The organism is Pedobacter cryoconitis (assembly GCF_001590605.1).
Classification (GTDB): Bacteria; Bacteroidota; Bacteroidia; order Sphingobacteriales; family Sphingobacteriaceae; genus Pedobacter; species Pedobacter cryoconitis_A.
The window spans coordinates 4,771,457-4,786,519 of the sequence record NZ_CP014504.1 but is presented as its reverse complement, the minus strand read 5'-3'; the positions used below and the strand labels follow the sequence as shown (position 1 = coordinate 4,786,519).

The following is a 15,063-nucleotide window of genomic DNA, read 5'->3' as shown; positions in this document are numbered from 1 at the left end:
TTTGTATTTAGCATCCACCAGAAGTATTTCCTTTCGGTTTACTTTGATTCCCATCAACGTCTATTCCACTTTGTTCTATTTTAATTACATTCAGAATTCTTTTCTGTACGTCTGGAGTTAAATTTTTGAATGCAGAAGTTTCTTGTAAACCGCCCCAAGATAGGTCATAATAAAACTGATCGGGCAAATTATATCCTTGATTTTTTCCGTAAGATATAAGGTTACCTGCTACACTACCAATAAAGTTTCTTACCATTTCGTTATGCTGCAGGTCGTTGAGATCAGGGCGTGTCGATTTATTGTACGCTTCAAAATATTGGGAATATGTTTGTTGTGCGGAAATATTATCAACACCAAAATAAGCGACTAAGTAAGCATGCACTGATTCATGAAGAATTGTTTTAGCAATAGCCAAGTCACTGCCGCCTTTAAAATTATCGGAATTGAATGTTGTCGTCGCACTCGCAGTAGTTCTGTTATACGAAGCGTTTGTGACGCCATTATTTACTGATGTGTTTCCATCTTGCATTATCCAATTATATCCTGGTGTATTTCCAGAAAAGACTTTAACTAAATTAGGTAAACAAGCTCTATCTATATTCTTTAAATTTTCCAAAACCTTTTTGAAACAGTCCTTTAGCTTCGTATCGTCAATTTTGTTTACAAAATTTGCGGATGGATCCGAATCTTCCCCGCCTGCTGATCCACCTGATGGAGGTACGGGTTCGACAGGATAATAGTCAACAGGCCCATAACCATTATCATTTGAAGGCCCCTGAGGATCTCCGATTTCTGGTGTGGCTGGGCCTTGCCCTTCAATTTCAACTTCTTCAAGGTCATGGATGCCGTTTACGGCAACAGTTTTGACTCCCGTGGATATTTTTGTTTTATTATTAGCTAACAACAAAAATAAATTACCATTACTACCGAGTTTATTTTTTTGCTCGTATAAGATAACGCTGTTAGTTATTGACTTTGCCAATTGGAATTTGCCTGATGTTGCATCATACTGCCCTGCTTTTAGTAACCTACCATTTAAGGCATAAAACTCTAATAATATTGAATTGTCATTCGACACAGTATATTTTTTGATTACCTCATGTGGCAATCCATTGGTTACGATCACATTTAATTCAGAGAATGAATTAGCTGTTTGTTCAAGAGGAATAGCGAGAACGGTTTTATTTTCACTATTTATGCTAGTCTTGATATTCGACCAGTCTGGCGCCATGCCAATGGATTTTAAGTTGCTCAATAGCGGACTTCCCGCCAGTGATTGTTTTTCAAGTGAAGACTTAGCAATATCTACAAGAGATTGTGTTGAATTTTGGTCTTTGGTGACTTCCGGTACATTGTCTTTTTTACATGAATGTAAAAAGAGCATTATAGGAACAACTAAAAATAGATGTTTTAATAAAAATTGTTTTCTCATACTTAATTTAGATTTAATCAAGTATCGTAATTAAACTGAGCTTAGTTTTTTCTTTTACGCCAAATGAGGTTTTGTCGTGGTGAAAATCAGGCAAATACGGAAACCCGTATTCTTTCTTTCACTTATCGTGGTTTTTGATCATCCTTATGAATCAAATTGCTCATAATGATCAATCATACGGCCAATAGTCTGGACTAACACCTGGTCTATATTGTCATCTGTTCTCCATGCGAGCTGAGCATTATCATCTATGTAGGGAATTAAACATCCGTGTGCCTTACCGTCAATGAATAAATGGTAAACAAGATCCTTTCCGTTTAAATGAGCAGGAACAACATCAATGTGGATGTTTTCGGCTAATGTTAAAACGAAAGGTTCCATAATAATCAAACGTTAAATTTTGGCTTTTTGTTTTTTGGTCGAGGTGACATCTCATAGTATTCATCGATTCTCTTCTCCAGGTTGATAGCTTCCTCAGTTTGATTTTTCACATTCTCCAAGATCAAGTATCGAAATTTACGAGGATCTAAAATAGTGAATATGCCCTTTTCTTCTTCACCTCTTTTCCAACTGATGACTTCATCTGACTCTAAAAATTCCCGAGGCGTATAAAGTTTTCCTGTTCGTTCTGAGTATATCCAGCATCCTGAGTGATATGCGTCCTTTGAATAAACCAATTTAGCGTTATAATCACGCTCCTTAGTCCTATCTTCCATCCAAGCCGGCTTATCCATGGTCATCTTTATTTAAAACGGTAAACACCTTTTCAATTTTATCACCCTTATGTTTGAATACAATTCTGAATGTAGTGCCTCCATAATTAATCTCTCTTAAAAAATCCTTGAGTACCGGTTTTATAAATTCAATAAACTGTAAAGCGTATTTTTCCAAATCGGGAGTTACGTTAACCAGTATATACTTTTCACTGAGTTCGTCCAAGTGGAAAGTAATAGCTTGTTCTGTGACCTCTATAAATTTTAGCTTATGATAAACGTTATTATTTATCCTTTCATTGAGTCTTACTTTCATAATAAGCTTATGGCGTAGAAGATCCAATGTATATCTATAATCAAGTGCTGGCATATAGTTGAAATAATAGTCTTCAAAGCTAAACACAAATCAGTTTAAAAAACTAATATAATTAGTAATTAAACTAAAAAAGTTAGCTTAATATCGTTTTAATAAAGCACTTTTCTTTATTATAAGGCAATTACTTGACAATGTATGACATTGTCAAATCTGTTGTTGTTACGCTGTATTACCGCTTGGTAATTTAGCTCCATGCCTGAATTAAATTTTAAGATAAGTGGTGACGATAGTGATCTAAAAAAGACTTTAGCTAATGCCGGTAAAGCGGCAGCTCAAACTGGAGCACAAGCATCTAAAGAGATCAGTAAAGGTGTAGATGGAGAGGCTAAATCAAGACAGAAGGCTGTAAAGGTTACTGAAGATCAATCCAAATCGTCAAAGAGCGTGATTGATGCAGTCAATGAGGAGACTAAGGCGCACGATCGTGCTACTGAAGCTATAAAAAGAAAAAAGAGTGCTTTTGATTCGGTTACCGGTTTACAAATCAAGCCTGTTCAAATGATTACCTCTCCGCAGGATCAGCAGATCAATGCGGAGAGCAGGCCCATAACCGGATTGCCAGTAGGTGCTGCTGCGGAATTTAATAAGGCCGCAAGTGAAGCTACGGCATTTGGAGCCGCAGCAACTCAGGCTACAAATGCCGCCGCTGATGGAACAAACAAAACTACTGAGGCCATTAAAAATGCTATCATAGCTCAAAAAGATTTAGAAGCAGATATTCAAAATAGTAAACAAATTAGAGGTGGATCAACTGATCCTGCTGTAATTGCTGAATATACCAAAAGGATTCAAGACGCTCAGGCTGAAATCGTCAAACTTGGAAATATTGGTAAACGAGGTTATGATGAGCTTGGAAATAGAATTAAGTCTACCATCGGTCAGCAGGAGATTTTAACAACTCGTTTAAAATACTTTCAAGACCAACTTAACTATGCTAAGGCTCCTGAATCTTTTGTCACTTTAAATAGAAAAATTGAAGAAATAACTATAGCACTAGAAAAACTTTCTAATGCAGGTAAGAAGGGGTTCGATGAGCTCGGAAATAAGATTAAGCAGGCAGAAGCACCTGCCAATAGTTTCCTGAATACATTGAAATCCATTGGTGCTGCTATTCTTGCAGCCTTCAGTGCTCAGGTTATTATTTCGTGGGCAAAAGAAGCCAGAGAACTCGCAGCAAGAGGCGAAGGTATTCGTGAGGCATTTGCTAAACTTGATAACGGAAAAACATTACAGATTCTCAGAACTGCAACTAGGGGAGCGACATCTGACATTGACCTGATGGCTGCGGCCTTGCGTGCTAAAAACTTTCAGATTGCCCCGGAGCTTCTCGCAAAAGGTTTAGAGCTGGCGGGTAAAGTCTCCCGGCAAACTGGACAAGACGTGACTTACTTAACAGATAGTTTCGTTAACGGATTAGGCCGTAAATCCCTTCTTATCCTGGATAACTTACAGATATCACAAATACAGCTCCGTGCTGAAATCAAAAAGACAGGTGATTTTCAAACAGCAGTTGCCAATGTAGTTAATGAAAAGTTGAAATCTATGGGTGATGTCACTATGACATCGGCTGATAAGATGGCGCAATTTGCTACTCGTATTGCTAATATCAAAGAAATGGTAGGCCAGAAGATCAATCTGGTAATGAACTACGATTCTCTCAGGGAGGCTAATAAGGAGTTTTATGATACAGGTTTATCTGTTAAAAACCTGCAAAGAAATATAGAACCTCTACTTGATAAGTATGATCAGCTTACTGAAAAAGCTGCTAAGAATGGCGGGGTTGCTAAGTTGAGTAAAATTGAGCAGACCTTGTTAAAAGATGCAATTGGCCAGGTGAGTGATGAGATACCTGGAGCTATTACACAGTTTGATAAGTATGGTAACGCTATGGCCATAAGTACTGATAGAGCTCGTGATTTTATTGCCCAACAAATACTGGTTTTACAGGCTTTGAATGAAGATCGTATTAAAAAAACTACTGAAAGAATAGGCGACCTGACTAAAAGCATTTCTCCACTGAAAAGTCAAATGGATGAGCTTGCTAAAACAGGTAAAATCATGATACCTGTTGCATCTATAGGTGGCGGTGGATTAGGAGGTAGTTTTGCTGGTGGTCAAAATGAGATAAGACGTGCTACTGAAAAAGAGAAAAAGGATATAATTACTAAATACCAGGATATCTCTCGTACAATTGCTCAACAGGAGGCATTATTAGCCGCTGACAGTGGTGAGCTATTGAAAAAACGCCAAAAGGAGAATGATAATTTTAAAATTATCAATAAAGTTAGTGACGGTAAGGCTGAAGCTGCGGAGAGAAAAGCTGCAGAGAAACTTCAAAGAGAAAAAGATCGCCAAGAAAGAGCTGATGCGGCTGCTTTAAGTGCACAGGAATCATTACAGCAACGTATGCAGGTTCTAAAGGATAAGTTTGCTCGTAACGGCCTTACTAAAGAACAGGAAGCTCGTTCAGCTATTGTAGATGAATTTAAAAAGCTTGCTTTTGACATTGAGCAGCAGGGTAGAAAATATGATGCTTATGCCAAGAAGTATGGTGCAGCCAGGGCTACTGCTGTATTAGGGCCAAAGCAAAATACTTCATCTATAGAACCGATCCGGACGGCCGCTATTAAAGATCTTACTTTCAGACAAAATACGGCAGCAGCAGAATTAGAGCTTATCAAGGAGAAGGCGTTATTTGAGCAATTTGAAAATTATAAAAAGCAATTTGGAGAAGACGCAGCAAAGAAACGTTATGCTGAGGAGCTTGATATTGTAAATAATTATCTTAAAAAGGTACAAGAAACCTATGCCGGCATTGTCCTAAAATTTTCAGTAGCTCAGGCAACCGGGCAAACACTCACTGGTGGAGAAAAGGAAAAGTATGATGCTGCTGTTAAATTCCTGAATGATATACAGGTTAAACAAGACCAGCAATATGTTGAAGCTAAATCTGCCGCTATGTCTCATGAGCAGAATATTTTAGTTATACGTGAAAAGTATGCTACTATAGCAAAATCATTAGGTACAGGAATTACTGATGCTCAAAAAATTGAATTATCAAATCGTAGGGATGAAGAAATTAAATCCGCAACCACTACTGCCTTCCAAAAAACCGAGATATATAAAAGACTGGCGGAGGAAACCATAACTTATACCCGAAGCTCATTAAAAGCTGAGATAAAAGCAGCAAGCAATATTTTAAAAGGCGCAGATATTCCTGCTGATGTTGCTACTAATGTTCAGAAACATATTGATGAGCTGAATGCGAAATTGGATCTTGGCATCAGTGCAAGTAATAAAAATACACTTAACGATCGTAAACAATTATTATTAGACTCATTGAGCAATCCTCTTATTGAAGGAACTGAAGAGGCTAAAAAGTATAAAAAAGAATTATTAGTAATACAAGAGCTAATAGATAAAGGTAGTTCTGGGAGGTCTGGTGAAACTAAAGGTTTATTTAGCGGAGATACGTCAGATGTTGCCGGTGATATATCTTCAGCAGCTGGTCAAATGGCTGCTGCATTTGGTGATTTAGCCTCTTCTCTTGAGGGGCTAAATGATGATCTCGCTTACACTATTGGTTCAATTGGAGAATTATTGAATGTTGCTTCGAATGCATCCGGATCAGTTGCTTCCTTTGCCACAGGTGATATTATTGGCGGTGTTACTAAAGCTATCAGTGCTGCTGCTGGATTATTCAGTATGGGTAAAAAAGTGCGTGAGATGAATGCGGCCGCTCGTAAAGAGGTGGAGGACTTTTATGCCGCAGCAATAAAGGGTGAAAGTGATTACCAGGCCTTGCTTCGTAGAAGGGAACTTGATTCTGTGGCGAGAGGTAAAAACTCTTATCGCGCGATTGTTGATCAGCTGGAAGCTATAAAAAAGCAATCTCCCCAAATACAGGCCGCTTATGATAAGATATTTAATGCTCTTCAAGGAGGATCTTCTAAAGAGGGGATGGGCTATGAGCATGGTACCTGGCTCCGTAAAGCGAAAACATGGGATATCATGGCCTCGCTTACCGGATCTGACTATGACGCATTAGCAAGGAAGGATGCCGAAGGTAAGCTTGTTGGTTCTGAAAAGACAAATTTTGATAACTTAAAATCTCTCCGTGAAGAGCTTGAAGCTGCTGGTATATCGGCTGATGAACTTAAGAAACAGTTAGGTGAGTTGCTTACAGGAACATCCACCTCTGGGCTTGCTGATGGTCTTAAGTCATTATTTGAAAACGGTAAGAGGTCTGCTAAAGACTTTGGAGATTCTTTTGAGGAGATCATGCGAAATGCTTTGCTGAATACTTTTAAAGCAAAATATCTTGATGATGCCTTGCAGCCATTCTACGAAGAATTGGCAAGCATGATGGAGGCGGGAACTCCGAGCGAAGCTCAGATTGCGGCTTTGAAAGAAAAGTATATTAAGTTGGGTCTTGATGCAGATGCATATTTAAATAACATTGAAAAGATTACTGGTGTTGATGCTAAGCCAGGTGTTAAAAATGGTATTTCCGGTGCTATCGTTGGCGAAGCTATTACAGAGGGAACGGCTAACAAGATGCTTGGAATTTCACAGGCTCAATATGATGTTCAAAAAGGCACTTCATTAACAGCGAAAGATATTCTGGCAATAAATACTGCTCAACTTAATTCCCTCATCAGAATTGAGGCGTATACCGGCCGTACGGCTGATAATACTGATGGTCTGTCTGCTAAGCTTGATCAGATCATCATCAACACTAAAGTAGTGAACGGTGATTCTATCGATCAGTTAATGAGAAATGGAGGGGTAAAGGTATAATGTATAAGCTTAAAAATATACCTCTGTCAGATTTCGGTTTTGAACCAGGTCAACAACCGGGCAGTAATATCGGATTGTCTGGTTTTCTTAATATGCCTGGCAGGTTTGGTGATACTTTCTTTGACTGGGCAGGTGAGGTAGGAATTGAACCTTACGTAAGTGCTGAAGATATTTCTCTTGGTGGTTTTTCAGGGCGTGATTTGAATTTAACGGGCTACATCAAAGGCACGGATAGAGTTGACTGTGAATTCAAACGTGAAGGCTTAGTATCATTGATCGATACCTTCACTGGTCTTGTACCGTTGGAATGTAAATGGGGCACTTTCAATGTATATGTGAATGGTTCGGTAACAGCTGAGTTTATCCACGATACGTTTTTAAAGATCACCATTCCTTTCAGAGAACCTATTGTAGATATGTCAGGAGTTATTCCAACTGGCAATGATGCTGGATTTGGTATTGATGGAGTGAGTTTTAAGAGCCTTGGAGCTGATCAACTGGAATTATCAGGAGATAGAAGAAACAGGCCGGCCCCTAAATCAATGGATGCAATTGCTTACGGCAAGGAAGCATATCAAATCACAAATACCGTAGCTCCTGAACTTATTCTTAAACTTTTCATTAAGCAGTCGACTTACGCAGAGTTCCGTTCTAAAATCATGAGCCTGCAGGCTTTGTTAGCTGCACCAGGGTTACGAACACTATCCGCACGCAATGATAAATTGAGATCATTCTTTGTGAAAGACGGGTTTACGGTTGACTCATTGTATTCAAATCAAGGTTTATTTTCTGGGATAGTCGAATGCAAGTTGATCGAGGATGGCATTATAGATCCTTTTACGGATTTAGTTAATAATCTGGGTGAATTAATAACAGACAATAATGGTAACACAATAAGAGTAAGAATATGAGTTTTATATTTCCAGATAACGCAACAAAAATTTCTGAACCAATTGGTACTGAAAAAGCTTTTGTAGCAAGAGCAACTGACGGGAAGTTATTTTATATATTAGTTTCCGACCTACGAAAAGGGTTAGTTATCCCTGAACAATTAACCGCATATGCGACATCTCAGTCTTTATCCTATTACGCAACGACTGCATCGTTGTCAGCTTACCAGGAAAAGTTAAGTAGCGGATTAAATATTAAAACATTTGGTGGACAGTCCATTTTAGGATCTGGTGATTTACCAATTACAGGCGGAGGATCTTCAGAGACAAAGGAAACCATATTATCCAAGCTTGGTGCTACAGCCGTTACTGGATCAAATTCAGGTGATCAGGATTTAAGTAACCTGGTAACAAGGGTTGCAAATAAGTCTCTAATATTAGATTCAGAAATTACCCGCCTTGCTGGTGTAACAAATCAGGATATATCAGGAAAAGCAGATACGTCAACAGTAAATGCAGCATTGTTATATAAGGCAGATTTAGGGCCAGATCTAAAATTGCTCCCGGAACAATTACCTTCATATGTTGATGATGTTATTGAGGTTCAATCCATGGCGTATATGCCTACTATAGGAGAGAAAGGTAAAATTTATGTAACCATAGATAATAACTGGCAATATCGCTGGTCAGGTTCTGTATATGTTAGACTTGTGGCTAGCCCAGGAACAACTGATGAAGTTCCTGAAGGAAATACCAATAAGTATTTCACAAACACAAGGGTACTTTTAAATGTTCTTACTGATTTTGCTGCTAATGCTGGGCACTCCGCCATAAACGCCACTGATCGGATACTTACAGCATTTCAGAAGCTTGCTGGCAGTATAGCAGATATTTATACGCAACTCGGGACTAAAGCACCCATAAATAATCCAACATTTACAGGAACAGTTTCCGGTGTAACAAAAACTCATGTTGGATTACCAGATGCCGATAACACTTCCGATCCAAATAAGCCTATAAGTATAGCCGGTCAGGCTGCATTAAACTTAAAAGCGAACATAGCTCCGGCTACAACAACATCAACTGTGTTGACATTTTCTGTGGATGCAATTTGTGGAAGTATTTCAACCCCTGTTACAGGAAACATAACAAGATCTGCAACAGGAGCAATTATAGGGGTAGTAGTTTTAGTCATCCACAACTCAGGTACAGCGCCAACACTTGATGCGAATTTCAAAAAGTTAACAGGCTCTGGTAACTATGTTACTGGTGTTATTAATTACATCTATTGTCACTACCTGAGTTCAACCACAATTACTTACTGTATAAATCAAGCAAGCTAATGATTAGAAAAATGATGTTTGCAGCTTTAAAAAATAACATTACTGCTCCCACTGGACGAATTATAAAAGTGAGTGTTGAGGATGATTCGCATTCAACAATTGCAGCTTGGAATAAGTGGGTTCCACTTGCTACGCATGGCGTTTTTAAGGATACAACAGGTGCAGCGACTACGATTAAATTAATTGAAGTTAATTCAGTATCAGCCATTGTTTCATACGGCTACATATCGCACCCGGTGAATGATCCGGATTTTCCTGACGCGGTTTTAGATGCCAATCTATACATAGAACTATCTACAACAAAAAATATGCAGTTCCAGGGCCTGAATCCCAGCAAACAATACACCTTCATTTTTGCTACTTATCCAAATACATATGATATTTCTTATGGTCAACAGAGCCATATTCTAGGGGGTGTCCAAAAAATTGTTGCTAACGACACGGATGCAATTTATAAATGTTACTTCGAGTCTGTTAGCCCTGATGCTTCAGGTAATATTACCTATTCCATAGCTGGATTAGGTAACAGTAATTACGCTTTTTTGAGCGCATTTATCATCAAAGAACTTTAACAAATGATCAATAAATTAGATATATTCAGAACTGGTGCAATTATCGCATCAATTGATATTGATACCAGTACAGTTTTTAATGAAAAGTTACAAGGCACCAGGTTAATATCATGCCCTGTATCAACTGTTGAGAATATTGACATACAGGAAGAGGATTATATAATTTTCGAGGACGAGGAGTTTTCAGTAAACCTTATGTCAGATCGAGAAAAGGATGGTGCTATTTTATCCCAAAAGATCAGCGTTAACTTTGAAGCTGCATTTTACAAGTTGCTCGATGTGTATGTCAAAAGCTCGTTAGGAGCTAAAAAGTTTCCCCTTTATGGTACAGCTCTTGAGCACTGCCAGATGATCATCAATTCTGCAAATCAAGCTGGTTCAGGATGGTTTATAATTGAAGTTGACAATACAGAGCCTGTTACTATAGAATATGACTTCACCTATGTAAGAACCGCTCTTGATATAATATCTGAGGCAACCGGATTAGAGTGGGACGTAAAAGGTAAGGGCCTTAAAATGGTTGAGTCTATTGGCCGTGATACTGGATTGGTATTCGAATTAGGCAGAGGCAAAGGACTTCATCAAATTAAAAGATCTCCTGATGCAAGCAAAAATGTAATTACCCGTGCTTATGGCCAAGGTGGTACACGTAATATTACCTCAAAATACAGGGGCGGTCTTTATAATAACTTAATATTTGAAGGTGAATTTGTACAAACTCCTGGCGTGACAGTTGGTACTCAAAGAGTAAAGGAAGGCCGTTATATTAATGAAAATATATTTCCACAATTTAAGGGTACAATTACTGCTACAACTGTTTTAAGGGACTCAGCAAATAAAATTATATCTACCACCATAACAGATACTTCAATTGATTTTAATATCAATAATTTTCTACAGGAAGGTGTTAAGGCTAAGGTGTCATTTCTTACAGGCATACTTACGGGTAATGAGTTTGAAATCGATTCATACGTTCATGCTACCAGGACAATCACCCTGATCAATAGCACTGATACTAATGGATATATCCGTCCCAATGATTTGAATCTTCCGGAGATCGGAAATAAGTTCACGTTACTGGATATGAATATGCCTGCTGAATATGTGACACGTTCAGAAAATGACCTAAGAACTGAAACGCTAAAGTTCCTTAATGAAAATGAATTTCAGAGATTATTATACGGAGCTAAACCAGATCCGAAAGTATTACGTGATAGTAATACAAAGTTAAGAGCTGGCGATCGTGCTACTGTTAAGGATACTGATTGGGCGGTAGATGAAGTATTAAGGTTCACTGAGATTACTTTCCCTTTAGTAAATAGGTATGATATAACTGCGATCATAGGTAACGAGATCCGTTACGATAAAACAGTCAAATTAATTGCTGATGTTATCCAGGCAAATAAACAAGTTCAGGAGATTGATCGAAAAAGTGAGGTTCTTGCAAAGCGTGGGGTTCAAAATCTGCGGGCATTTGAACTCAGCATATTCAATCCAGATGGCAAGCTTGATGCTGATAGGTATGATGTAGGTGTATTAACTACATTACTTGCTATTATAGGAACTAAATCGCAGAACTTCAGACTTAATAAAGTATACATAACTGATAACTATGGTGGAAATGCGAACTCAGTGTCAATATCTCTTGGGGAGCTGGTCCATTTTGAATATGCTAATCCAGGTAATCAAAATATCTGGCAACTACAGCCAGTGGCTCAATCTGGGTTGATCCCAGATAAGCTGTATTATGTCTATTGTAAATGTTCAAAAACCAATCAGTCTGGAACTTTTGTAATTACCATCGATCAAATTAAACCAGAAGATGTTGCTGGTTTCTGGATGTTTTTAGCTGGTGTAATTTATCCTGTTCTGGATGGATACCGTAATTCTGACTTTACCAATGGTATTGCGGATATCACTGCTGCCCGTATTAAAATTGGTAAGATAATTTCACGTGATGGACTTACAGGTTTTGACCTGGATAACAGCACAATATTTGGCAAGATAAATTTTAGAAGTAGTGCTGGTACATTAAAGGATGTCAAGGATGTTGACACTGTAGCCACAAATGCTTTAACAAATGCAGCGACAGCTCAAAATGCTGCAAGTAATGCGCAAATAAGCGCCACAACCGCAAACAATTTACTGGCTAATATTGCTGATGACAATCTCCTTATGCCTGGTGAGAAGCAAGACATATTGAAAGAATGGCAAATTATCCAGAGTGAAAAACCGATAGTGAATGCGAGTGCTACCACTTATTCAATCGCGACTACTTCTTACGATACGGCATATAATACGCTCAATACTTATATTACTCCATTATTGGCGTCGATGACAACGAATAGTGTTATTGTAGGAGCAACCTTTAGAACAACCTTTAAATCATATTACGATAGTAAAGTTGCATTATTAAAGCTGATAAGTGATAAGGCTAAGCAGATAGCAGATGCCGCACAATCTTCGGCAAATACTGCCATTAGTAACGCAGCAGCGGCTCAAACTGCTGCAAATAATGCTCAGACTTCGGCCACAACTGCCAACAACTTGCTTACTGATATAGCAAACGATAATCTGTTAACACCCTCTGAAAAGCAGGACGTGCTTAAAGAATGGCAAATAATCCAAGGGGAAAAGCCGGTTGTAAATGCGAGTGCCGGTACTTATACGATATCTACCGTGGCTTATGATACCGCTTATAGCAACCTGAACACTTACATTACTCCTTTGCTAGTAAGCATGACTGTAAATACAGTTATAGTTGGCTCAACTTTCAGGGCTACATTTAAAACCTACTATGATGCTAAGATAGCATTATTGAAGCTTATCAATGATGTGGCAAAGAGCCTGGTTGATAATATTCAGGTTGGAGGAACAAACCTATTGTCAGACGGTAATTTTGAAGCTTTACCTGTTTTTGAAACTACCTTTAACTGTACACCTAAATTGACAGATGAATATGGGGGGATTAAGGCAAAATTAGGAACCTATTTTTTGTTTACAACCAACTTAGGAAATAGTGCTGTACTTTATTTTCAGATGCCAAAAATAAATGTATCATCAAATACTCAGTATACAGTTTCTTTCTATTCTATTCTGCCTTATGCGGGAAATACATTAAATATTACGTTAGCATATAGTAACAGCACATATAGTACTATTCCTGTCACTAATTTAAATATAGATGGTTTATGGGGCAAGAGATCAGGAGTAACATTTACAACACCAGCGGGAGTAACTACCGTAGCAGTAAGATTCGATGCCACTACACCAGCCTGGTTTCTTTTGGATGGTGTGAAAATGGAGTTAGGGAATAAAGCTGGTGACTGGTCCCCTTCTTTTAATGATGTTCAAAAAGGTATAGATAAAACCGTTGCTGATGTTAAAATTGGTGCTGTTAACTTATTAAAAAACTACTCCAACCTAATATTTAGCGGAAGTGACTATTCCGGGGGGAGTAGTATCGTAAAAACATCAAGTGGGTCTTACTTGATTACAACCTTAACTAACTTGAATTTTAATAATTACAGGTTTATTGGGGCTGATTTATCAATACCTATAATTGGAGGTAAGCAATACACGTTATCATTAAGGTATAAATTAGTAAATGGAAATTTAGCTGATTTCGGTGCTAAGTTATCAGTGTTTCAAAGCAACCAAACACTTGTTCAGTCTGGGTATTTGCCTGCTACAGCAACAACTAGCTGGGGCGTGATCTCTTTAACATTTACAACAATAGATTCTGGAAATATTGCACTAATCATTGGTGGATCTGGATATGTCGGAAATACTGTAGAGTATTCTACTATACAGATTGAAGAAGGCAACAAGGCAACAACGATAAAACCTTCTCCTGAAGATGTAGCACGTGATGCTACAGAAAAAGCAAATCAAGCATTAGCCCAGGCTAATGTATTTGCTGATTCCGTAGCCACAACAAAGGCAAATGCTGCTCAAGCTAATGCTTTGTCCGGTGCCAGTACGGATGCTCAAACTAAAGCGAATAATGCTTACAATACTGCTGTATCAGCATCAAATACTTATGCAAATACAGTATCAAATTCCGCAGCCTCGGCTGCTCAGATAGCAGCAGCTGCTGATGCAAGTAATAAAGCTACCGCAGCCTACAATAACGCTGTGACATCAGCAAATACCGCCTACAATAATCTGACAGGGCAATTAAAAACAATGGCTTATAGATCAATTGCTTTGGCCGCAGCACAGGGGGTAACGACTATAGATAACGGCAGTGTAGTTACATTTTCAGTTGATGCTGCTCACGTAAGAGCCAATGTGATTAATGTCGGTTACATTACGGGGCTGGATCTAAACTTTACAAAAGGTACAATTGGAGGTATTTTGATTCAGAATAACGCTATTACTTCATCAAATGGCTTGTTTTCTGTAACCAGTGCCGGATTATTGACTGCTGTTAATGCTAACATAACTGGCACCATAAACGCCACAACTGGAAGTATTGGGGGATTTACTATTGGTAGTAACAAATTATCTTCAGGTGAGTTTGTAATGGATTCTATTAATAATCAATTATTCCACTATAGAGCGGGACAAAATGGAGGTGTCTTTTTTTCAAGAATTGGTAGTGCTGGTTCTTCTATTCCAGGGTTAGATACGTCCTCTGGAACAGCTGAATTTAGAAATACAATATTTACAACCCCTGCAAATGAAAATGTTGCGATTACAGTTGAATGCTCCGGTACAAACAATAATGTAGCAATCGATATAATAAAAGGGAATATAAGGGTTGGTAGCGAAATGGGTCTAAATGGTTATATCAGATTGTCACAGTATGACAGTACAAATTATTGGGGCATTAAAGTATCAAGCGGTATTTTAGTCGGAGGAGGAAGATTTAATTCTAGTCAAAACCCACCGATAAACCAGTAATATTTAAAAGCAAACAGATAAACAAATAT

Annotated in this window: 9 protein-coding genes; 5 read left to right on the top strand and 4 right to left on the bottom strand. The window is 38.2% G+C overall.

What is annotated here, in order from left to right; all coding sequences use genetic code 11:
- Window positions 1-7 precede the first annotated feature (7 nt).
- The 4 genes from AY601_RS20065 to AY601_RS20050 all read right to left on the bottom strand — a co-directional run bounded on the left by AY601_RS20065 (window position 8) and on the right by AY601_RS20050 (window position 2,461).
- Window positions 8-1,432, bottom strand: coding sequence for a hypothetical protein (locus tag AY601_RS20065; protein ID WP_068404433.1), 1,425 nt, complete (start codon window positions 1,430-1,432; stop codon window positions 8-10).
- A gap of 144 nt (window positions 1,433-1,576) precedes the next feature.
- Window positions 1,577-1,813, bottom strand: coding sequence for a hypothetical protein (locus AY601_RS20060; protein ID WP_068404431.1), 237 nt, complete (start codon window positions 1,811-1,813; stop codon window positions 1,577-1,579).
- Between the two features lie 5 nt (window positions 1,814-1,818).
- Entirely contained in the window at window positions 1,819-2,166 is a 348-nt protein-coding gene (locus tag AY601_RS20055) for a hypothetical protein (protein ID WP_068404429.1), read from the bottom strand.
- A complete protein-coding gene (locus AY601_RS20050) occupies window positions 2,159-2,461 on the bottom strand; it encodes a hypothetical protein (protein ID WP_157288026.1) in 303 nt (100 codons plus the stop codon). Before AY601_RS20050 ends, AY601_RS20055 begins: the two co-directional genes overlap by 8 nt.
- Window positions 2,462-2,713: 252 nt before the next feature.
- On the opposite strand from AY601_RS20050, the gene AY601_RS20045 reads away from it, so the two are divergent.
- From AY601_RS20045 to AY601_RS20025, 5 genes are read left to right on the top strand one after another with little or no spacing between them, the layout of a single operon-like run.
- Complete coding sequence (locus tag AY601_RS20045) at window positions 2,714-7,321, top strand: hypothetical protein (protein ID WP_068404425.1); 4,608 nt, start codon at window positions 2,714-2,716, stop codon at window positions 7,319-7,321.
- Window positions 7,321-8,232, top strand: coding sequence for a hypothetical protein (locus AY601_RS20040; protein ID WP_068404423.1), 912 nt, complete (start codon window positions 7,321-7,323; stop codon window positions 8,230-8,232). The genes AY601_RS20045 and AY601_RS20040 overlap by 1 nt, the downstream gene beginning before the upstream one ends.
- Window positions 8,229-9,554 (top strand): hypothetical protein, encoded by a 1,326-nt coding sequence (locus tag AY601_RS20035; protein ID WP_068404421.1) that lies wholly within the window; start codon window positions 8,229-8,231, stop codon window positions 9,552-9,554. The genes AY601_RS20040 and AY601_RS20035 overlap by 4 nt, the downstream gene beginning before the upstream one ends.
- The gene (locus tag AY601_RS20030; protein WP_068404419.1) at window positions 9,554-10,126 is read left to right on the top strand and encodes a hypothetical protein; all 573 of its coding nucleotides are present in this window, start codon (window positions 9,554-9,556) and stop codon (window positions 10,124-10,126) included. Before AY601_RS20035 ends, AY601_RS20030 begins: the two co-directional genes overlap by 1 nt.
- A 3-nt stretch (window positions 10,127-10,129) precedes the next feature.
- Window positions 10,130-15,034 carry a hypothetical protein gene (locus AY601_RS20025; RefSeq protein ID WP_068404416.1) on the top strand — a complete coding sequence of 1,635 codons (4,905 nt, stop codon included), beginning with the start codon at window positions 10,130-10,132 and terminating at the stop codon, window positions 15,032-15,034.
- Window positions 15,035-15,063: the final 29 nt, after the last annotated feature.